The following is a 19,540-nucleotide window of genomic DNA, read 5'->3' on the forward strand; positions in this document are numbered from 1 at the left end:
TCACCCGAGCTCGACGCGCGCCGCCGGGTTGTTGAGGACGACGATCGGCGTGATCGGCGAGTGCCCCGCGGCCACGATCCTCGCCCGGTCGAAGCGCACCAGCGGCTCACCCGCCGACACGCGCTGACCGGCGGTCACGAGTGTCTCGAATCCGTCGCCCTTCATCGCGACGGTGTCGATGCCGACGTGGATCAGCAGCTCCGTCCCGTCGTCGAGGCGCAGACCGATCGCGTGCCCGGTCGGGAACACGCTCTCGACGCGGCCGTCAGCGGGCGCCGAGATCACGTCGCCCGTCGGGTCGATCGCGACGCCCGGCCCCATCGTCCCGTCGGCGAACATCTCATCGGGGACCTCCGACAGCGCCAGCACGCGCCCGGCCACCGGCGGGCGCAGCCGGACGAGATCCGGAGCCTGCGTCGCCTGTGCGACAGCGGTGCCGGTCGTGGGTGCGGGCGCCGCCGACACGGCGCGACCCGCCAGAACGTCCTCCATCGCGTCCTTCACGAACTGCACGTTCAATCCGTAGACGACCTGGACGGAGTGCCCACCCGGCTTGATCGTCCCCGCCGCACCGGCACGCTTGAGGGCGGCGTCGTCGACCCGTGCGACGTCGGCGATCTCCATGCGCAGACGCGTCGCGCAATTGTCGAGCTCGACGATGTTCTCGCGACCGCCCAGGGCCTCGACGAACCGCTCCGCCGTCGCATGGAAGTCGCCGCGCGGCGCGGCATCCGTCCCCTCGTCCTCCAGCGCGTCGTCGTCCTCGCGACCGGGCGTCTTGAGATCGAACCGCCGGATGATCCAGCGGAAGACCACGAAGTAGATCGCAAACCAGATCGGTCCCATGATCAGGATGATCCAGGGGTTCTCGGCGAGCGGGTTCGCCCACCCCAGGACGAGGTCGATGAATCCGCCCGAGAAGCCGAAGCCCATGCGCACCGGGAGGATCGCCGAGACGAACAGCGAGATGCCCATGAACACCGCGTGGATGAGGTACAGCCACGGCGCGAGGAACATGAACGAAAACTCGAGCGGCTCGGTGACGCCGACGAAGAACGACGAGATGGCTCCCGAGAGCAGGATGCCTGCGGCCACCTTGCGCCGGGTCGTCTTGGCGGTCACGTACATCGCGAGCGCCGCGCCGGGGAGGCCGAACATCATGATGGGGAAGAAGCCCGTCATGTACTGCCCGGTGACGCCGTAGACGCCGTCTCCGGCGGAGCCCTGCAGGAAGTTGTTGAGGTCGTTGATGCCCGCGACGTCGAACCAGAACACGGAGTTGAGCGCGTGGTGCAACCCGAGCGGGATGAGCAGCCGGTTGAAGAATCCGTAGATGCCCGCGCCCACCGGTCCGAGGGTGACGATCCACTCGCCGAAGCCGACCAGGCCCCCGTAGACGAACGGCCACACGAACATGAGCACGATCGCGAGGACCAGCGAGAGCCCCGCGGTGACGATGGCGACCGAGCGCTTGCCCGAGAAGAACGACAGCGCGTCCGGCAGCTTCGTGTCCTTGAATCGGTTGTAGCACCACGCCCCGATCAGGCCGCAGATGATGCCGACGAACACGTTCTGGATCTTCGTGAACGCGGGGTCGACGTCCTCGACCGCGGCTCCGGTGAGGGCCGCCATCGTGGCCGGGCTCAGCATGGTCGTCACGGTGAGCCACGAGACGAGGCCGGCGAGGGCGGAGGTGCCGTCGGACTTCTTCGCCATCCCGATCGAGACACCGACGGCGAACAGCAGGGCCAGATTGTCCAGGAGCGCGCCGCCGGCCGCGCTCAGGAACGCGGAGCCGATGTTGTCGGCGCCGCCATTGGCGTTCTTGATCCAATAGCCGATGCCGGACAGGATCGCGGCGACGGGAAGGACGGCCACCGGCAGCATGAGCGACCGGCCGAGCCTCTGGAAGAACTTCATCGTTTCTCCGTTCTCAGCTCCGCGAGGGCGGAGCCAGGCACGAGGTTACTCACCGCGAGCGTCGAACGTCAGAGGGCACGCGGTCGGCATCGACGCCGGCGTCAAGCCCTCGACCCTCATCGCCTGCGCCGCGAGACTGGCGGAGTCGAAAGGATCATCGTGAGCGCTGACAGCACCTCGCACTCCCCCGGGCTGGACCGCTTCATCGGCGGCGAACAGGAGGGCCTCCCGCCCGCCCCCGAGGGCGCATCCGATGACGGGGCGGCCGTCGACCCCGACGAGCGGTTCCACGCCCCCGAGGACGGTGACCTCACCGTCGACGCGCAGCTCGCGCAGGACGACCCGGACTCAGACGACGGGCTCTGATACCTCCCGGCTCGAAGCGACGGGCGAGCGCCAGACCAGGACGGCGACGACCACCGCCAGGATGACGGCGGTCAACGCGATCGGGACGGGGATGATGCTGAAGAACACGGCTGCGTAGCTGAGCACGCCGTCGAGGACGTGATCCTCCGCGAGCGCGTGGTGGAGCTCGACCGCCGAGATGCTCACCGCGACGACGAACACGAGATCGAAGAACAACTCGAGAGAGGATGCCGCCCGCCCCGGCTCGTGCGGATCGCGCGGCCTCATCGGGATCAGCCGATGACGTGTCGTTCGCACGTCCCACCGGTACGGCCCCGCTCGCCGAGCCCAGGTGTTACGGGTGCCGAGGCCCGAAAGAACGACGAAAAGCGCGCAGGACGAGCCAGAAGGTGAGAGTGCCGACGAGCGCCACCGCAGTAACGGAGATCGCAACGGTGCCCCAGTTGCCGAAGATGCCGGCGACGGCGAGACCGACACTGGCCGGGACGAGATTCGCGAGGAACGCAGCAGTCAACGGTGAGGAGTCGCCGTCACCCTTGTCCGCGAGCAGCAGCACGATGATGAAGGCAACCAACCCACCGGCGGAGTGCAGCGCGAAGAAGTACCCGATGAGCTCCCCGTTCGTCGCGAAAGGGTTGAGCTCCGGCTGCGGGATCCATACAGCTCCGATCGCCGCGAAACCGGCGATCGCCATGACCGCGGCGAAAAGAGATGCGACCATCTTGATCAGGGTCGACGTCCGCTCCACGGGTTCCTCCTGCGGCGGATGCCGTGCGTTCACCATCTCATGTTTGGGGGCCGGCGCCCACCTTTCCGAGAAACACAAAAACCCCGGCGAACCGGGGTGTTTGGTGGACCTGAGGGGACTCGAACCCCTGACCCCCTGCATGCCATGCAGGTGCGCTACCAGCTGCGCCACAGGCCCTTGGTCGCCGCTCGCGGCAACTCATTCAGCTTACTACACGCCGAGGAGTGCTCTGAACACGAGGCGACGTGGTCACTCGCTCGGTGTGGGCTCCGCGATCGTCACGGGAATGATCGGGCAGTCCTTCCACAGGCGCTCGAGCCCGTAGAAGACCCGCTCCTCCTCGTGAAAGACGTGCACGACGAGGTCGCCGAAGTCCAGCAGCACCCAACGCGACTCGTCGCGCCCTTCGCGGCGCAGACGCTTCTGCCCGGCCTCGAGCATCTTGTCTTCGACCTCGTCGGCGATGGCGGCGACGTTGCGCTCGCTGTTACCGGTGACGAGGAGGAACGCGTCGATCAGCGGGAGCGGGCCTGAGACGTCGAAGGCGACGAGATCCGTGCCGCCCTTGCTGTCGGCGGCGGCGGCGGCCACCTGGACGAGTTCGTGCGTGTGCTCTGCAGCGACCATCAGAAACTTCCGTTCACAAGGATGAGGACGAGCACTGTCGCGATGGCGAGCCCGAGGGCTCCGGCGCAGATCGCGAGTGTCATCATGAGGCGGCTGCCCTTTTCGGGCGCCGGGGGGCGGATGATGTCATCCGCACTCTTGATCGTACTGATCGCGGCAGAGGCGGCGATCGGGGTGGGCGAGGACGCCGGCGGGAGTTCCCCGTCCATGAGGGCGGCGTCGGCATCCTTCCCGTCGGAGACACCGGGCGCTGCACCGGTCGAGCCGAACGTGTTGGGCAGCTGGTAGCTGCCTGTGATGATCAACTCACCGGTACCGAGGATCGGGACCGACAGCGAGCCGGTGTCGGGCGTCTGCGACAGGATGAGGGCGTTCGGCGCCGAGGCGGACCCGTTCCCTCCCCGGGTCAGCAGGTGGTCGAACGACGGCGGCAGTTCGACGTGCGCCGCCCCGTCCTCGAGCAGCTGCGCGCCGAGATCGGGCGCGACGACGCGCGCCGGCTCCTGCTCCTCGTCGTGCGCCTCCGTTTCCTTGCGCTCCGCGGGTTCGGCGGCGGCGTCGTCGGCCGGTTCGTCGGCATCCGCCTCTGCGGGCGCGTCGTCCTGCGCGCGCTCGTCCTCGGCGAGATTCTCGTGCTCCGTGGACTCGTCGCCGTGGGCCGCGGGCTCCTCGTCGTCGACATCGTGCGCATCCTCGTCGACGGCCTCGTGCAGCGGCTCGGCCTCGGCCTCGTCCGCGGGCTCATCGACAGCAGGCTCGTCCGCCGCTGCAGGCTCCTCGAGATGTTCGATGTCCTCGGCGTCGACGACGTCGGCAGCATCCTCAGGCGCCTCGTCTTCGGCGTCGGCCTGGGGGGCCGCGTCGGCGACATCGGGCTCGGCGTCGGCTTCGGTCTTCGAGGTGGGGACCTCGCCGGTGTCGGTCGGGATCACCTCGACGGTACCGGTGCGCAGCTTCTCCAGCAGACGCGCCTGGCGCCGCGTGACGGGACGCGCGTCCGGGTCGAGGTCGGCAAGATCGTCGAGGGCGATCGGCGTGCGCTCGGGCGCGACCTCGGCTTCGTGGGCGGCGGCCGCCTCAGCCGCTTCCTCCGCGGCGGCATCCGACATCTCGGCATTCGCCTGCGCCTGCTCGGGCGTGATGATGGGCGTGGATGCCGTGTTGCGCAGCTCGCGCAGTTGGCGCCGGGTGAGCGGCGGAGTGCTCGGCTGGTCAGGTGTGCTCATGCCTTGCTCCGATACAGGTGATGCTTCGCAATGTATTGGACGACGCCATCCGGGACGAGGTACCAGACGGGGTGTCCACGGCTCACGCGAGCGCGGCAGTCGGTGGAGGAGATCGACAGGGCGGGGATCTCGAGCTTGCTGACGTCCTCAGCCGGCAGCCCGTCGACGCTGAGCGTGTGCCCCGGACGCGACACCGCCACGAAGTGCGCGAGCTCCCACAGCTCGGCGACGTCGCGCCATCCGAGGATCTGCGCGATGGCGTCGGCCCCGGTGATGAAGAAGAGGTCGGCGTCGGGCCGCTGCGCCTTGAGGTCGCGCAGGGTGTCGATCGTGTAGGTCGCCCCGGTCCGGTCGACGTCGACGCGGCTCACGGTGAACATCGGGTTGGATGCCGTCGCGATGACGGTCATCAGATACCGGTGCTCCGCCGAGGAGACGCCCGACTTCTGCCATGGCTGACCGGTCGGGACGAAGATGACCTCGTCGAGATCGAACGACTGAGCGACCTCGCTCGCCGCCACGAGGTGGCCGTGATGGATCGGGTCGAACGTGCCGCCCATCACACCGATACGCGGTGCGCGCGTGGTTGCCATGGACACGGCCTCAGTGGTGGCCGTGGCCCGCCTGCTGCACGGGGTTCTTCGCGGCGTACGCCTCGGCCTTGTGCGCGTGGCGGTTGGCCACGTTGCGGTACGACACCGACACGAGCGCGAGCAGCAGGAAGAGCACGAAGGCCACCACACCGTAGACGAAGGTCGTGGCCATGACGTTGCCGCCGTGGTGCTCGGCCTCCGCCGCAGCGGAAACGATGGTCGTCGCGAGATTCATTCGGGCTCCGTTCGAGGGGTCGGGTGCAGGAACAGTTTAGGTGGTCAGGAGCGGATCTGCCCGGCGCCCCGCGCCAGCCACTTGGTGGTCGTCAGCTCCGGGAGACCCATGGGGCCTCGCGCGTGGAGCTTCTGCGTCGAGATGCCCACCTCGGCGCCGAAGCCGAACTCGCCGCCGTCGGTGAAACGGGTCGAGGCGTTGACCATGACGACCGCGGCATCCACCTCGGCCAGGAACCGCTCCGCGGCCGCGTCGTCGGCGGTGATGATCGACTCGGTGTGCTGCGTCGAGTAGCGCCGGATGTGCGCGAGGGCCTCGTCGAGGTCGTCGACGACACGCACCGAGATGTCGAGGCTCATGTGCTCGGTCGCCCAGTCGGCCTCCGTCGCGGGGACCACGTCGGCCGCCAGGGCCGCGGTGGCGTCGTCGCCGTGGACGGTGACCCCCTGGGCCTGCAGGGCGGCCACCACCGGCGGCACGAGGCGCTCGGCGGCGCCCCGGTGCACCAGCAGGGTCTCGACGGCGTTGCACACGCTGGGGCGCTGCACCTTCGCGTTGACGGCGACGTCGGTCGCCCACTCGAGCGGAGCCGATTCGTCGAGGACGATGTGCACGACGCCCGCACCGGTCTCGATGACCGGCACCGACGACTCCGTGACGACCGTCTCGATCAGCTGCGCGCTGCCGCGCGGGACGAGGACGTCGACGAGTCCGCGGGCGCGCATGAGCGCCCGCGCGCCGTCCCGACCGAAGTCGTCGACGGTCTGGATTGCCTCGGGGTCGACGCCGGCCTCGGCGAGGGCGCCGCGCATGACGGAGATGAGGGCCGCATTCGAGGACTGCGCAGCGCTCCCGCCGCGAAGGACCACGGCGTTGCCCGACCGCAGCGCGAGGGCGGCGATGTCGACGGTCACGTTGGGGCGGGCCTCGTAGATCGAGCCGATCACCCCGAACGGGACGGACACCTTCTGCAGATGCAATCCGTTGGGCAGCACGCGCTCATCGAGCACGCGACCCACGGGGTCAGGGAGCTCGGCGACGTCGCGCACGGCGGCAGCGAGAGCGCGCACCCGCTGATCGTCGAGCGTCAACCGGTCGAGCAGGCCGGTCGAGAGGCCGTCGGCGCGGCCGCGCGCCAGGTCCTCGGCGTTGGCGGCGACGATGGGCGCGATGTTCGCCTCGATCGCGGCGGCGATCGAGCGCAGGAGGTCGGCCTTGGCGGCATCCGTCAACAGACCCAGGGACCGGGACGCGGTGCGCGCCGCGTGCATGCGCTCCTGGGGGGTGGTCGCGGTGATCGTCATCCGCCAAGTCTAGAGCGGACGGATGCCGCCGCTCCCCCCGTGTCAGGCCTCGGGAACGCGCACGGACCCGGTGATCGACGGTGCGGCGGGATGCGGGTTCGGCGCGAACCACGTGCCCACCTCATCGCCGCGGAGCGCCGCGTGCACGAGATCGGCGCTCGTGACGAGTACCGCGATCCCCGCAGCGGACGCGAGCCGGGCCGCCGACACCTTGGTGGCCGCTCCCCCGGTGCCGACGCTGTTTACCACGACGGAGCCGAACTGATACCCGGCGAGGTCGTCACCGAAGTCGACGCGCGTGATGGGGACGGCGCCGGGCTCGTCGGGCGGGCGGGTGTAGAGCGTCTCGATGTCGCTCAGCAGCACGAGTGCGTCGGCCCCGATCAGCTGGGCGACGAGGGCGGCGAGCCGGTCGTTGTCGCCGAAGCGGATCTCGTGGGTCGCGACAGTGTCGTTCTCGTTGACGATCGGCAGGATCCGCAGACCCAGCAACCGCTCCATCGCGCGGCGCGCGTTCGAGCGGTGCGTCGGGTTCTCGAGGTCACCCGCCGTCAGCAGGACCTGACCCGCGACGATCTCGAACGGGCGCAGCGCCTCCTGGTAGCGGTAGATGAGGACGTTCTGCCCCACCGCGGCCGCCGCCTGCTGCGTGGCGAGGTCGCTCGGACGCGCGTCGAGGAGCAGGAACGGCATGCCGGTGGCGATGGCACCGGAGGAGACCAGCACCACCTCGGTGCCGCGCGCGTGCGCCTCGGCGAGGGCATCGACGATCGGTCCGATCTTGCCGGCGTTCTCACCGCTGATCGAGGACGACCCGACCTTCACCACGACACGGCGTGCGCCGGCGAGGCCCGCGCGGTCCTGCAGCGTCACGACGCGTCCTCGTCCTCCCCGCGGGCCGCGAGGCGCTCGGACTCGAGCTCGGCGCGGGCCTCGGCCTTCGCATCCATCCGCTCGTGATAGCGGTCACGGCGCTGGGACGTCGTCCGACGCGGGTTCAGATCGAGTCGGGGGTCGGTGCCTCGCGGTGCGGTCATGAGCTCGGCCGCGGACCCGAGGGACGGGTGCCAGTCGAACACGATGCCGTCACCGGGGCCGATCACCACCGTCGACCCGGCCTGCGCGCCGGCCTTGAAGAGGCCGTCCTCGACGCCCAGCTTCTCGAGGCGGTCCGCCAGGAATCCGACGGCCTCCTCGTTCTGGAAGTCGGTCTGCTGCACCCACCGCACCGGCTTGTCGCCGAGGATGCGGTAGATGTTGCCGTACGTGCCGCCCTCGACGCGGATCTCGAAGTCCTTCGTCGATCCCTTCGGGCGAATCACGACGCGCTCCGGCGCGGGCGCGGCAGCGAGGGCCGCGCGGTGCTCCTCGACGATCTCGCCGAGCGCGAAGGTCAGCTGACGCAGACCGTCGCGGCTGACGGTCGAGATGTCGAACACGCGGAAGCCGCGCGCTTCGAGCTCGGGCCGGACGAGGTCGGCGAGGTCCTTCGCCTCCGGGACGTCGAGCTTGTTGAGTGCGACGAGCTGCGGACGCTCCAGCAGGGGCACCTGGCCCTCGGGCACGGGGTAGGCCCCGAGCTCGGCGAGGATCACGTCGAGGTCGCTGAGAGGATCGCGACCGGGCTCGAGCGTCGCGCAGTCGAGGACGTGCACGAGCGCCGTGCAGCGTTCGACGTGGCGCAGGAACTCGAGTCCGAGACCCTTGCCCTCGCTGGCGCCCTCGATGAGGCCGGGCACGTCGGCGACGGTGTACCGCGCATCGCCGGCCTGGACGACCCCGAGGTTCGGGTGGAGCGTCGTGAACGGGTAGTCGGCGATCTTGGGCCGCGCGGCGGAGATCGCCGCGATCAGGCTCGACTTGCCGGCGGACGGGAAGCCCACGAGGGCGACGTCAGCGACCGTCTTCAGCTCGAGGTGGACATCCCCCTCCCAGCCGGGCGTGCCGAGCAGCGCGAAGCCGGGGGCCTTGCGCTTGGGGTTCGCGAGCGCTGCGTTGCCGAGACCGCCCTGCCCGCCCGGCGCGACCACGAAGCGGATGCCGGGGGTCGCCATGTCGATGAGGGTTTCACCGTTGTCGTCTTTGACGACCGTGCCGACCGGGACGGTGAGCTCGAGGGGCTCGCCGTTCGCGCCGGAGCGGTGATCGCCCATGCCGAACCCGCCGTTGCCGGCCGAGCGGTGCGGCGAGTGGTGGTATGACAGGAGCGTCGTCACCTGCGGGTCGGAGACGAGGACGATGTCACCGCCGTGCCCACCGTTGCCGCCATCGGGGCCGGCGAGCGGCTTGAACTTCTCACGCTTGACAGAGACGCAGCCGTTGCCGCCCTTGCCCGCGCGCAGATGCAGCGTCACGCGGTCGACGAACGTCACCATGCGATGTCTCCTATCAGGGGAAAAGACGAGGGGCGGGCCGTAGCCCGCCCCTCGTGAAGGATTGCGTCCGATTACTCGGCGACCGACACGATGTTGACGACCTTGCGGCCGCCCTTCGTGCCGAACTCGACCGCGCCCGCGGCCAGCGCGAACAGCGTGTCGTCGCCACCGCGGCCGACACCGGCGCCCGGGTGGAAGTGGGTGCCGCGCTGACGGACGATGATCTCGCCGGCGAGGACCTGCTGGCCGCCGAAACGCTTCACGCCGAGGCGCTGTGCGTTGGAGTCACGACCGTTACGGGTGGAGCTTGCGCCCTTTTTGTGTGCCATCTCTCGTGTCCTCTCGGCTTCTTACTTGATGCCGGTGATCTTGACGCGCGTGAGGTCCTGGCGGTGGCCCTGGCGCTTCTTGTAGCCGGTCTTGTTCTTGAACTTCTGGATGACGATCTTCGGGCCGCGCTCCTCGCCGAGGACCTCGGCGGTGACCTTGACCTTCGCGAGCTTGTCGGCGTCGGTCGTCACGGCATCGCCGTCGACGAACAGGACGGCGGGGAGCTCGATCTTGTCGCCGACCTTCGCCGCCTGACGGTCGAGGACGACGATGGTGCCGACCTGGACCTTCTCCTGACGGCCACCGGCGCGCACAACTGCGTAAACCACTTCACACCTTGTTTCTTCTGTGGAGCGCTCGGCTCCGATTGTCTGATGAGACTGGAAGTCGTGGTGCGGAAGCCAGGCTCTGCGTCGCAACTGCCTGCGACACGTGACGCACCAAGGAGCCAGAATACCCGATCGCCGCAGTGAGGGCAAAAGCTCGGCCCGGCGCGCCGCGGCCGGTCCCCCTCGCGCGGTGCGGTCATATGATCGGCGGATGGCCATCCTCGTCGACTCCGCGATGTGGCCGGCGCACGGCAGGCTCTGGGCCCACATGGTCTCGGACAGCGACCTCGACGAGCTCCACGCCTTCGCGGCGACCCACGGCATCCCGCCCCGCGCCTTCGATCGCGACCATTACGACGTCCCCGAGGACGCGATCGACCGCCTCGTGGCGGGCGGTGCGGAGCGCGTGAGTGCGCACGACCTCGTCCGTCGGCTGATCGCCTCGGGACTGCGCGTCACCGCCCGCGAGCGCCGCGGACGGTGACGTGCGAGATCAGTCCTCGGTCGGGGTCTGGACGGGCGTGCCGGTCAGCGCGGCGGTCGTGACGCGACGACGCGCGCGCCCCTGACCGGGCGCCTTCGGCTCGGGCAGCGCCTCGAGCACCGAGTCGAGCAGGCGGTCGGCGTCGGTCTTGGCGGGCTCCGCTTTCTTGCGACGCGGGCGCTTGGGCCGCTCGGGACGCTCGGCGACGGGCTCCTCCGCGACGACGGCGGCAGGCTCCTCGTGCGGCTGGATGGTGGATGCCGCGATCTGCGCGAGCGCGGACTTCACGCCCTCGGTGATCACGTGCGTGCCACCGGGTGCCGGCGCGGTGGCGGCACCGTTCTGCGCCGGCGCGGAGCCGCCGTTCTGACGCGGGCGCCGGTTGTTGCCGTTGCCGTTGCCTCCGCCCGACGAAGTGCGGTGCTTGACGACCGGGTCGTGGTGCACGATGACGCCGCGACCGGCGCACACCTCGCACGCCTCACTGAAGGTCTCGAGCAGCCCGAGGCCGATCTTCTTGCGGGTCATCTGCACGAGGCCGAGCGAGGTGACCTCGGCGACCTGGTGCTTCGTCCGGTCGCGGCTCAGGCACTCGACGAGGCGGCGCAGGACGAGGTCGCGGTTGGACTCGAGCACCATGTCGATGAAGTCGACGACGATGATGCCGCCGATGTCGCGCAGCCGCAGCTGGCGGACGATCTCCTCCGCAGCCTCGAGGTTGTTCTTGGTGACGGTCTCCTCGAGGTTGCCACCCGTGCCGACGAACTTGCCGGTGTTGACGTCGACGACCGTCATGGCCTCGGTGCGGTCGATGACGAGCGATCCGCCGGAGGGCAGCCACACCTTGCGATCGAGCGCCTTCTCGATCTGCTCCGTCACGCGGAACACGTCGAACGGGTCCTGCTCCCCCTCGTACTTCTCGATGCGCTCGAGCAGGTCGGGGGCGACGCCGGTGAGGTAGGACGTGATCGTCTGGTAGGCCTCATCGCCCTGGATGAGCATCTTGCGGAAGTCCTCGTTGAAGACGTCGCGGACGATCTTGACGAGCAGGTCGGGCTCGGAGTGCAGGAGCGCGGGCGCCTGGCCCGTCTGGGCCTGCGTGCTGATGTGCTCCCACTGCGAGGTGAGGCGCTGCACGTCGCGGATGAGCTGCTCCTCGGTGGCCCCCTCCGCCGCGGTGCGCACGATGACGCCCGAGGACTCCGGGAGGACCTCCTTGAGGATCTTCTTGAGGCGGGCGCGCTCGGTGTCGGGGAGCTTGCGCGAGATGCCGTTCATCGCGCCGCCGGGCACGTACACGAGGTAGCGGCCGGGGAGCGAGATCTGGCTGGTCAGGCGCGCACCCTTGTGACCGACGGGGTCCTTGGTGACCTGTACGAGGACGCGGTCGCCGGACTTGAGGGCGAGTTCGATCCGGCGCGGCTGGTTGCCGGTCTCGACGGCATCCCAGTCCACCTCGCCGGAGTACAGCACGGCGTTGCGACCGCGACCGATGTCGACGAAGGCCGCCTCCATGCTGGGGAGCACGTTCTGCACGCGGCCGAGGTAGACGTTGCCGATGAGGGAGGCGTCCTGGTTGCGCGCGACGTAGTGCTCGACGAGGACGTTGTCCTCGAGCACGGCGATCTGGATGCGGCCGCCGCGCGAACGGACGATCATGTCGCGGTCGACCGACTCGCGGCGCGCGAGGAACTCCGCCTCGGTGACGACGGCGCGCCGACGGCCCGCCTCCCGTCCGTCGCGGCGACGCTGCTTCTTGGCCTCGAGGCGCGTCGAACCCTTGATGCGCTGCGGCTCGGTGATGACCTCGACGACACGACGACGCGGCGCCGCGGGCTCGTCGTTCTGCTCGGACGTGTTACCGCCGCCGCGCCGGCGGTTGCGGCGACGCGATCCCCCGGATGCCTCGGCTCCGGCGTCGTCGCGGTCGTCACGCTCGTCGCGCGGCAGAGCCGGGAGCGGGGCGACCTCGGGGGCGTAGAAGTGCAGCGCGGTCGACACCGCGGAGACGAACTGCTCGGGGAGCAGGCCGAGGCTCACGGCGGTGGGGATCGCGGGAGCGGCGGGCTCTTCCGGTGCCGCCGGCGCTTCCGCCGCGGGCGTCTCGGTCACGGGCGCCTCCGCCGCGGACGCCTCGGTCACGGGCGCCTCTTCGGCGGGCGCCTCTTCGACGGGAGCCTCGGCGGCCGGAGCCACCTCGGCGGGGGCCTCGACCTCGACGGTCGCGTCCGCGGGCGCGTCCTCGGTCGGCTCGGCGGGCTGCGACTCCGCCTCGACGAGCTGACCGGTCTCGGTCCCGCCGTCGGCGTCGTGAGGCGTCAGAACGCCCTCGGTCGCACCGGATGCTGTCGTGTCGTTCGTCTCATCTGCCATCTCTGGCTTACTCCCAGCCGACGGCTCCGCGTGCCGTCCGGCGAAAATCGGGCGGCTCCGCTCCGGTTTCGGAGGTGTGCCGCGAACTCATCTGGTCTGCAGCCGATCCCCGCACTCGCGGCGGGGTGATGCTGCGCGGGCGTTGCTCGCCCGAAGTCTTCTGGTGACATCCTGGCGGCGCGGCCGCGGGGACGTCGACCCCCATTATCCCACTTCCCGAGCCGGAGCCGTGACCGACGCCCTCGGATATGCACGGCCGGCGCCTCAGAGAGCGGATCACGCGCGGTGCGATAATCGCCCGCATGCCCTCCCCGAGCCGCACCTCCCGCCCGACCGTCTTCGCCCTGTGGCTCATCTTCGCCGGCGTCGTGGGCTGGTTCGCCGCCTTCCAGCTGACCACCGAGCGCTTCCATCTCCTCGAGAATCCCGGGTCGGCGGCATCCTGCGACATCAGCCTGCTCGTCCAATGCGGCAAGAACCTCGAATCGGCGCAGGGGTCGGTGTTCGGGTTCCCGAACCCGATCCTCGGCCTGACGGGCTGGGTCGCGCCGATCGTCGTCGGTGCGGCGCTGCTCGCCGGCGCGCGCTTCGCGCGATGGTTCTGGGTGCTGTTCGGGCTCGGAGTCACCGCCGCCTTCGCCTTCGTCCTCTGGCTCATCTCGCAGAGCATCTTCGTGCTCGCGACCCTCTGCCCCTGGTGCATGGTCACGTGGTCGGTGACGATCCCGACGTTCTTCGCCGTCGCCGTGCATCTGGTGCGGGTCGGCGCGCTGCCGGCCTCCGCTGCCGCGCGCCGTCGCGCGGACGCTTTGATGGCGTGGACGCCGCTCATGGCGATCGTCGCCTTCGCCATCATCGGGGTGGTCGCGCAGGTGCAGCTCGACTGGATCTCGGAGTTCACCCGCTGACACGACGAAGCGCCCGCCCCGATGACGGGACGGGCGCTCTCGTGGATCCGGGTCAGTCGAACCAGATGGCGAGCTCGCGGTTCGCGGACTCGACGCTGTCGCTGCCGTGGACGAGGTTCTGCTGGACGGCGAGACCCCAGTCGCGGCCGAAGTCGCCGCGGATGGTGCCCGGTGCCGCCGTGGTCGGGTCGGTGGTGCCGGCCAGGGAGCGGAACCCCTCGATGACGCGGTTGCCGGCGAGGCGGATGGCGACCGAGGGCCCCGACATCATGAACTCGAGCAGCGGCTCGTAGAAGGGCTTGCCGGCGTGCTCGGCGTAGTGCTGCTCGAGACGCTCACGGTCGGGCTCGACGAGGCGGATGTCGACGAGCGAGTACCCCTTCGCCTCGATGCGGGCGAGGATCGCGCCGGTGAGTCCGCGGGCGACCCCGTCGGGCTTCACCAGGACGAGGGTCTGTTCGGTGGCCATGTCAGTCTCCGTTCTTCTCCGCCTCGGCGGCGAGTGAGGCGTTGCGCGCATCGAGCGCGCCGCCCTTGATGGTGCCATAGACGTACAACGCGCCGAAAACGGCCGTCGCGATGAGGAGCGCGGGCACGAGGATCGCCCCGAGCGCGATGACGACCTGCAGGGCGCCGCCGGCGATGACCGCCCAGCGGTACCGGGTGACCCCTGCGAGGGCGATCATCAGGAGGCCGAGGACGACGCCGCCGACGATCCCCCACCACGGCTCGATGCCCTCGGGCAGCGCGCGCAGGCCGTAGACCGCGAGACCGGCGAGGAACGCGACGATCGACTCGAAACCGAGGATGACCGAGAGGAGCGATTCCCGAGCGCCGCGCCGGCGGCGCACGCGCGGCCCGCTCACGCCTCGTACCCCGACTTCCAGTCCTCCGCCTCGGCGAGCACGACGGCTTCGCCGGCGAGCACGACGCTGCCGGCGATGACGACGGCCCGGCGGTCGGATGCCGCGGCCCACGCACGCGCGGCCTCGGCTGCCTCGGCGAGGTCGCGGTGGACCGTCACGGGTGTCTCGGTCTGCTCGACGAGGTCGGCGACGGCATCCGGTTCCTCCGCCCGGTCGGACTCGGGCGCCGTGGCGAACACGTGCGCGACGGCGGGCGCGAGCGTGCCGACGATGCCTGCGACGTCCTTATCGGCGAAGGCGCCGAGAACGAGGCCCCACTCGTCGAAGTCGAACGACTCGCCGAGCGCTGCGACGAGCGATCGCGCGCCATGCGGATTGTGGGCGCTGTCCACGAGCACGGTGGGCGCGACTCCCACGAGCTGCAGGCGCCCCGGCGAAGTGGCGGCACCGAGTCCGTCGGCCAGCACATCGGGGGCGATCGGCTGCGTGCCACCGCCGATGAGCGACTCGACCGCGGCGATCGCGAGGGCGGCGTTGCGCCCCTGGTGCGCGCCGTAAAGGGGCAGATACAGCTCCTCATAGGTCGCGGCGAGTCCGCGGACCGTGAGCAGCTGACCGCCGACCGCGAGCTTCTGGTCGAGCAGGCCGAACTGCTCGCCCTCGACGGCCAGGGACGCGCCCTGAGCCCGCGCGGCCGTCGTCAGCACGCTGAGGGCCGCGGGCTGCTGCGCCGCCGAGACGGCAGCCGCGTTCGGCTTGATGATCCCGGCCTTCACCGTCGCGATCTCGGCGATCGTGTCGCCGAGCTTGTCGGCGTGGTCGATGTCGATGGGGGCGAAGACCGCGACGTCGCCGTCGGCCGTGTTCGTCGAGTCCCACGCGCCGCCCATGCCCACCTCGATCACGGCGACGTCCACGGGGGCGTCGGCGAACGAGACGAAGGCGAGCACGGTGAGCAGCTCGAAGAAGGTGAGCGGCGGCTCGCCCTTGCCATCGAGCTCCCCGTCCACCAGCGCGACGATCGGGGCGATCTCGTCCCACGCGTCGGCGACCGCGGCATCGGCGATCGGCTCGCCGTCGATCATGATCCGCTCCGTGAACCGCTCGAGGTGAGGGCTGGTGAACAGCCCCGTGCGCAGTCCGTGGGCGCGCACGATCGATTCCGCGATGCGGCTCGTCGACGTCTTGCCGTTCGTGCCCGTCACGTGGATGACGCGGTAGGTCCGCTGCGGATCGCCGAGGAGCTCGAGGGCGCGGCGGGTGCGCTCGACGCGGGGCTCGACCCACCTCTCGCCCTGCCGCTGCAGGAGCGCCGCGTACACGGCATCCGCTCGGGTCCGGTCGCTCATGAGGTCGCTCCGATCCGGCGGACGCCGATGGTGAGGTCGCCGGCGTTCGCGTACGTGCCGGCGGGGACGGATGCCGTGTACTCGGGGCTCGACCGCAGGGCCTCGCCGCGCAGCGTGTCGCCGTCGGCGATCGCGACGAGGTCGGCGACCGACAGCGTCTCGCCCGCGACGTCGGCGACGTCGAACGCCGCGGCGACGGCTTCGGCGTCGGCACGGTCGGCGAAGGTGAGCTGCAGCGCGATGCGGTCGCTCACCTCGAATCCGGCCGCCTTACGGGCGTCCTGCACGGCGCGGATGACGTCGCGCGCGAGGCCTTCGGCCTCGAGCTCGGGCGTCGTCGTGGTGTCGAGCAGGACGAAGCCGCCGCGCGGAAGGAGCGCGATCGCGGTGCCCTCGGCGACGCCGCCCGCCTCGAGCGTGAGGTCGTACTCCCCCGGCTCGAGCGCGATGCCGTCGACGACGACAACGCCGCCTTCCTCGCTCCACAGGCCCGCCTTGGCGCCCTTGATGACGTGCTGCACCTGCTTGCCCAGGCGCGGCCCCGCGGCGCGCGCGTTGACCGCGAGACGCTGGCTGATGCCGTACTGCTCGGCCAGGCCGTCGGTGAGCTCGACGACCTCGACCTCCTTGACGTTGAGCTCGTCGCGGACGATGTCCTCGAACTGCGCGAGTCCGTCGGCGCCCGTCACGGCGACCGTCAGCGACGCGAGGGGCAGACGCACGCGCTTGCCCTCCTTCTTGCGCAGCGCGTTGGCGACCGACGAGACCTCGCGGACAGTGTCCATGGCTTCGCGGATGTCGGATGCCGCGGCGAACCGCTCTGCGTCGGGCCAGTCCTCGAGGTGCACGCTGCGACCCCCGGTGAGTCCCTGCCAGACGCGCTCGGCGACGAGCGGGATGAGGGGCGCTGCGACGCGGGTGAGCGTCTCGAGCACCGTGTAGAGCGTGTCGAACGCCTCGGTCGTGCTCGGGTCGGCGGCATCCACCCCCACCCAGAACCGGTCGCGGGAGCGGCGGATGTACCAGTTGGTGAGCGCCTCGGCGAACTCGCGGAGCTTGGCGGCGGCCATCGTCGAGTCGAGCGCCTCGAGGTCGGCGGCGACGTCGCGGACGAGGTCGCCGGTGAGCGCCAGGATGTGACGGTCGAGGACGTTGGTGGAGTCCGTGCGCCAGACGGCCTCGTACCCCTCGCCGTCGGGTCCGCCGGCCGCGTTCGCGTACGTCGAGAAGAAGTACCAGGCGTTCCACAGCGGCAGGAGGAACTCGCGCACGCCGGAGCGGATGCCCTCCTCGGTGACGACGAGGTTGCCGCCGCGCAGGACCGACGAGCTCATCAGGAACCAGCGCATCGCGTCGGAGCCGTCGCGGTCGAAGACCTCGCTGACGTCCGGGTAATTGCGCAGGGACTTCGACATCTTCTGCCCGTCGCTGCCGAGGACGATGCCGTGGCAGGCGACGCCCGAGAACGCGGGACGGTCGAACAGCGCACCCGAGAGCACGTGCATGACGTAGAACCAGCCGCGGGTCTGCCCGATGTACTCGACGATGAAGTCCGCGGGAGCGTGCTCGTCGAACCACTCGCGGTTCTCGAACGGGTAGTGCACCTGCGCGTACGGCATCGAGCCGGAGTCGAACCACACGTCGAACACGTCCTCGATGCGGCGCATCGTGGACTGCCCGGTCGGGTCGTCGGGGTTCGGCCGGGTCAGGTCGTCGATGAACGGGCGGTGGAGGTCCACCTCGCCGGCCTCGTTCACCGGCAGGCGACCGAAGTCGCGCTCGAGGTCCTCGAGCGAACCGTAGACGTCGACGCGCGGGTACTCGGGGTCGTCGCTCTTCCACACCGGGATCGGCGAGCCCCAGAACCGGTTGCGGCTGATCGACCAGTCGCGCGCGCCCTCGAGCCACTTGCCGAACTGTCCGTGCTTGACGTTCTCGGGCGCCCACGTGATCTGCTCGTTGAGCTCGACGAGGCGGTCCTTGATCGAGGTGACGCGCACGAACCAGCTCGAGACGGCCTTGTAGATGAGGGGGTTCCGGCAGCGCCAGCAGTGCGGGTACGAGTGCTCGTACGACGCCTCGCGCAAGAGGCGCCCCTCGGCCTTCAGCAGGCGGATGAGGGGACGGTTGGCGTCCATCCACAGCTCGCCGGCGACGTCGGTCACCTGCGGCAGGAAGCGTCCGCCGTCGTCGAGGCTCATGATGAGCGGGATGCCGGCGGCCCCCGTCACACGCTGGTCGTCCTCACCGTAGGCCGGGGCCTGGTGGACGATGCCGGTGCCGTCGGTCGTGGTGACGTAGTCGTCGACGAGGATGCGCCAGGCGTTCTGCGTGCCCCACGTCTCTTCGTCGGCGTAGTAGTCGAACAGGCGGTCGTACGCGACGTCGGCGAGCTCCGCTCCGCGGACGGTCTGGTCGACGGCGGCGCGCGCCTCCTCGGCGGAGGCGTAGCCGAGGTCCTTCGCGTAGTTCGCGAGGAGGTCGGCGGCGAGCAGGTAGCGGTGGGACTGTCCCTCGAGGGCGTCCTCGTGGATGTCGGCGGCGCCGGCGGGACCGCCCGGCAGGACGACGTACTCGATGTCGGGTCCGACGACGAGCGCGAGGTTGGTCGGCAGGGTCCACGGCGTCGTCGTCCAGGCGAGGGCGCGGACGGCGGTGAGGCCGAGGGCCTCGGCCTTCGCGCCGACGAGGGGGAAGGTCACCGTCACCGACGGGTCCTGGCGCATCTTGTAGACGTCGTCGTCCATGCGCAGCTCGTGGTTCGACAGCGGCGTCTCGTCGCGCCAGCAGTACGGCAGCACGCGGTGCCCCTCGTAGGCGAGGTCCTTGTCGTAGAGCTCCTTGAAGGCCCACAGCACGGACTCCATGTACCCGGTGTCGAGCGTCTTGTAGCCGCGCTCGAAGTCGACCCAGCGGGCCTGCCGGGTGACGTAGTTCTCCCACTCCTGCGTGTACTCGAGCACGGAGGAGCGCGCCTTCGCGTTGAAGGCGGCGATCCCCATGTCCTCGATCTCGCTCTTCTCGGTGATCCCGAGCTGCTTCATCGCCTCGAGCTCGGCGGGGAGGCCGTGCGTGTCCCAGCCGAAGACACGGTCGACCTTCTTGCCGCGCATGGTCTGGAAGCGCGGGAAGAGGTCCTTCGCGTAGCCGGTGAGCAGGTGCCCGTAGTGCGGCAGGCCGTTGGCGAACGGCGGACCGTCGTAGAACACCCACTCGTCGGCGCCGTCGCGCTGCGCGATCGAGGCGCGGAAAGTGTCGTCCTGCTCCCAGAACGCGAGGACCTCGCGCTCGAGGTCGGGGAAGCGCGGGCTCGGGACGACGGCCGCGGGCGCGTCTGCGGCGGGGCCGAAGGCGGAAGGTCGGGGGTAGGTCATGTCACTCCTGCAGGTCTGCTCCTGCGAGGACGATCCGGAGACCGCGGTACCACCCCGCTTGATGCCACCCGGATCCGGGAGCACCCACTCACCTGCGGCGATGACGGGCCTGCCCCGCTCGGTTCTACTGGGC

At 70.2% G+C, this 19,540-nt stretch carries 19 protein-coding genes, 1 tRNA gene and 1 pseudogene; 3 read left to right on the plus strand and 18 right to left on the minus strand.

The annotated features are described in order from the left end of the window. Window positions 1-1,920: an N-acetylglucosamine-specific PTS transporter subunit IIBC gene (nagE, locus tag AYL44_RS05550; protein WP_064002203.1), complete on the minus strand. Its 1,920-nt coding sequence runs from the start codon at window positions 1,918-1,920 to the stop codon at window positions 1-3. A 159-nt stretch (window positions 1,921-2,079) separates the two neighbouring features. On the opposite strand from nagE, the gene AYL44_RS05555 reads away from it, so the two are divergent. Further along, the gene (locus AYL44_RS05555; protein WP_064002204.1) at window positions 2,080-2,286 is read left to right on the plus strand and encodes a hypothetical protein; all 207 of its coding nucleotides are present in this window, start codon (window positions 2,080-2,082) and stop codon (window positions 2,284-2,286) included. A 93-nt stretch (window positions 2,287-2,379) separates the two neighbouring features. Here the strand turns inward: AYL44_RS05555 and AYL44_RS14880 are convergent. From AYL44_RS14880 to rplU, 12 genes and pseudogenes are all read right to left on the minus strand, one after another. Further along, window positions 2,380-2,553, minus strand: a pseudogene (locus AYL44_RS14880) (low temperature requirement protein A); the annotation flags it as partial. A 67-nt stretch (window positions 2,554-2,620) separates the two neighbouring features. Further along, the gene (locus tag AYL44_RS05565; protein WP_157532570.1) at window positions 2,621-3,007 is read right to left on the minus strand and encodes a hypothetical protein; all 387 of its coding nucleotides are present in this window, start codon (window positions 3,005-3,007) and stop codon (window positions 2,621-2,623) included. 128 nt (window positions 3,008-3,135) lie between these two features. After that, window positions 3,136-3,211: transfer RNA gene (locus AYL44_RS05570), tRNA-Ala, on the minus strand. Between the two features lie 72 nt (window positions 3,212-3,283). Then, window positions 3,284-3,661, minus strand: coding sequence for a ribosome silencing factor (gene rsfS, locus AYL44_RS05575; protein WP_064002207.1), 378 nt, complete (start codon window positions 3,659-3,661; stop codon window positions 3,284-3,286). Beyond that, entirely contained in the window at window positions 3,661-4,887 is a 1,227-nt protein-coding gene (locus tag AYL44_RS05580; RefSeq protein ID WP_064002208.1) for a hypothetical protein, read from the minus strand. Before AYL44_RS05580 ends, rsfS begins: the two co-directional genes overlap by 1 nt. Further along, window positions 4,884-5,480 (minus strand): nicotinate-nucleotide adenylyltransferase, encoded by a 597-nt coding sequence (gene nadD, locus AYL44_RS05585; RefSeq protein WP_064002209.1) that lies wholly within the window; start codon window positions 5,478-5,480, stop codon window positions 4,884-4,886. The genes AYL44_RS05580 and nadD overlap by 4 nt, the downstream gene beginning before the upstream one ends. Before the next feature lie 10 nt (window positions 5,481-5,490). Beyond that, on the minus strand, window positions 5,491-5,715 hold the full coding sequence (locus tag AYL44_RS05590; protein ID WP_064002210.1) for a hypothetical protein: 225 nt from the start codon (window positions 5,713-5,715) through the stop codon (window positions 5,491-5,493). A gap of 44 nt (window positions 5,716-5,759) precedes the next feature. Then, the gene (locus AYL44_RS05595) at window positions 5,760-7,019 is read right to left on the minus strand and encodes a glutamate-5-semialdehyde dehydrogenase (RefSeq protein WP_064002211.1); all 1,260 of its coding nucleotides are present in this window, start codon (window positions 7,017-7,019) and stop codon (window positions 5,760-5,762) included. 42 nt (window positions 7,020-7,061) lie between these two features. Next, a complete protein-coding gene (gene proB / locus AYL44_RS05600; RefSeq protein ID WP_064002212.1) occupies window positions 7,062-7,892 on the minus strand; it encodes a glutamate 5-kinase in 831 nt (276 codons plus the stop codon). Beyond that, entirely contained in the window at window positions 7,889-9,394 is a 1,506-nt protein-coding gene (gene obgE / locus AYL44_RS05605) for a GTPase ObgE (protein ID WP_064002213.1), read from the minus strand. Before obgE ends, proB begins: the two co-directional genes overlap by 4 nt. A gap of 71 nt (window positions 9,395-9,465) precedes the next feature. Next, window positions 9,466-9,723 carry a 50S ribosomal protein L27 gene (gene rpmA / locus AYL44_RS05610; protein ID WP_064002214.1) on the minus strand — a complete coding sequence of 86 codons (258 nt, stop codon included), beginning with the start codon at window positions 9,721-9,723 and terminating at the stop codon, window positions 9,466-9,468. A gap of 21 nt (window positions 9,724-9,744) precedes the next feature. Beyond that, window positions 9,745-10,053: a 50S ribosomal protein L21 gene (rplU, locus tag AYL44_RS05615; RefSeq protein WP_064002215.1), complete on the minus strand. Its 309-nt coding sequence runs from the start codon at window positions 10,051-10,053 to the stop codon at window positions 9,745-9,747. 211 nt (window positions 10,054-10,264) lie between these two features. Between rplU and AYL44_RS05620 the strand changes: the two genes are divergently transcribed. Next, window positions 10,265-10,537: a DUF4031 domain-containing protein gene (locus AYL44_RS05620; protein WP_064002216.1), complete on the plus strand. Its 273-nt coding sequence runs from the start codon at window positions 10,265-10,267 to the stop codon at window positions 10,535-10,537. Between the two features lie 9 nt (window positions 10,538-10,546). On the opposite strand, the gene AYL44_RS05625 is transcribed toward AYL44_RS05620, so the two are convergent. Next, window positions 10,547-12,910, minus strand: a complete 2,364-nt coding sequence (locus tag AYL44_RS05625; RefSeq protein ID WP_064002217.1) for an Rne/Rng family ribonuclease — start codon at window positions 12,908-12,910, stop codon at window positions 10,547-10,549. Between the two features lie 302 nt (window positions 12,911-13,212). Between AYL44_RS05625 and AYL44_RS05630 the strand changes: the two genes are divergently transcribed. Beyond that, a complete protein-coding gene (locus AYL44_RS05630) occupies window positions 13,213-13,818 on the plus strand; it encodes a vitamin K epoxide reductase family protein (protein WP_064002218.1) in 606 nt (201 codons plus the stop codon). 52 nt (window positions 13,819-13,870) lie between these two features. Here the strand turns inward: AYL44_RS05630 and ndk are convergent, their stop codons facing one another. From ndk to ileS, 4 genes are read right to left on the minus strand one after another with little or no spacing between them, the layout of a single operon-like run. Then, complete coding sequence (gene ndk / locus AYL44_RS05635; RefSeq protein ID WP_064002219.1) at window positions 13,871-14,287, minus strand: nucleoside-diphosphate kinase; 417 nt, start codon at window positions 14,285-14,287, stop codon at window positions 13,871-13,873. A 1-nt stretch (window position 14,288) separates the two neighbouring features. Further along, window positions 14,289-14,684 carry a DUF4233 domain-containing protein gene (locus tag AYL44_RS05640; protein WP_064002220.1) on the minus strand — a complete coding sequence of 132 codons (396 nt, stop codon included), beginning with the start codon at window positions 14,682-14,684 and terminating at the stop codon, window positions 14,289-14,291. After that, the gene (locus AYL44_RS05645) at window positions 14,681-16,033 is read right to left on the minus strand and encodes a bifunctional folylpolyglutamate synthase/dihydrofolate synthase (protein ID WP_064002221.1); all 1,353 of its coding nucleotides are present in this window, start codon (window positions 16,031-16,033) and stop codon (window positions 14,681-14,683) included. Before AYL44_RS05645 ends, AYL44_RS05640 begins: the two co-directional genes overlap by 4 nt. Continuing rightward, entirely contained in the window at window positions 16,030-19,407 is a 3,378-nt protein-coding gene (gene ileS / locus AYL44_RS05650; RefSeq protein ID WP_064002222.1) for an isoleucine--tRNA ligase, read from the minus strand. The genes AYL44_RS05645 and ileS overlap by 4 nt, the downstream gene beginning before the upstream one ends. Window positions 19,408-19,540 lie beyond the last annotated feature (133 nt).

It is taken from the genome of Microbacterium oleivorans, assembly GCF_001644225.1.
Lineage (GTDB): Bacteria > Actinomycetota > Actinomycetes > Actinomycetales > Microbacteriaceae > Microbacterium > Microbacterium gawkjiense.

Excerpts from the sequence above, each read along its gene's own strand:
- nagE (WP_064002203.1), bottom strand. The coding sequence starts at position 1,920 with ATGAAGTTCTTCCAGAGGCTCGGCCGGTCGCTCATGCTGCCGGTGGCC.
- AYL44_RS05565 (WP_157532570.1), bottom strand. The coding sequence starts at position 3,007 with ATGGTCGCATCTCTTTTCGCCGCGGTCATGGCGATCGCCGGTTTCGCG.
- rsfS (WP_064002207.1), bottom strand. The coding sequence starts at position 3,661 with ATGGTCGCTGCAGAGCACACGCACGAACTCGTCCAGGTGGCCGCCGCC.
- AYL44_RS05580 (WP_064002208.1), bottom strand. The coding sequence starts at position 4,887 with ATGAGCACACCTGACCAGCCGAGCACTCCGCCGCTCACCCGGCGCCAA.
- nadD (WP_064002209.1), bottom strand. The coding sequence starts at position 5,480 with ATGGCAACCACGCGCGCACCGCGTATCGGTGTGATGGGCGGCACGTTC.
- AYL44_RS05590 (WP_064002210.1), bottom strand. The coding sequence starts at position 5,715 with ATGAATCTCGCGACGACCATCGTTTCCGCTGCGGCGGAGGCCGAGCAC.
- AYL44_RS05595 (WP_064002211.1), bottom strand. The coding sequence starts at position 7,019 with ATGACGATCACCGCGACCACCCCCCAGGAGCGCATGCACGCGGCGCGC.
- obgE (WP_064002213.1), bottom strand. The coding sequence starts at position 9,394 with ATGGTGACGTTCGTCGACCGCGTGACGCTGCATCTGCGCGCGGGCAAG.
- rpmA (WP_064002214.1), bottom strand. The coding sequence starts at position 9,723 with ATGGCACACAAAAAGGGCGCAAGCTCCACCCGTAACGGTCGTGACTCC.
- AYL44_RS05620 (WP_064002216.1), top strand. The coding sequence starts at position 10,265 with ATGGCCATCCTCGTCGACTCCGCGATGTGGCCGGCGCACGGCAGGCTC.
- AYL44_RS05625 (WP_064002217.1), bottom strand. The coding sequence starts at position 12,910 with ATGGCAGATGAGACGAACGACACGACAGCATCCGGTGCGACCGAGGGC.
- AYL44_RS05630 (WP_064002218.1), top strand. The coding sequence starts at position 13,213 with ATGCCCTCCCCGAGCCGCACCTCCCGCCCGACCGTCTTCGCCCTGTGG.
- ndk (WP_064002219.1), bottom strand. The coding sequence starts at position 14,287 with ATGGCCACCGAACAGACCCTCGTCCTGGTGAAGCCCGACGGGGTCGCC.
- AYL44_RS05645 (WP_064002221.1), bottom strand. The coding sequence starts at position 16,033 with ATGAGCGACCGGACCCGAGCGGATGCCGTGTACGCGGCGCTCCTGCAG.
- ileS (WP_064002222.1), bottom strand. The coding sequence starts at position 19,407 with ATGACCTACCCCCGACCTTCCGCCTTCGGCCCCGCCGCAGACGCGCCC.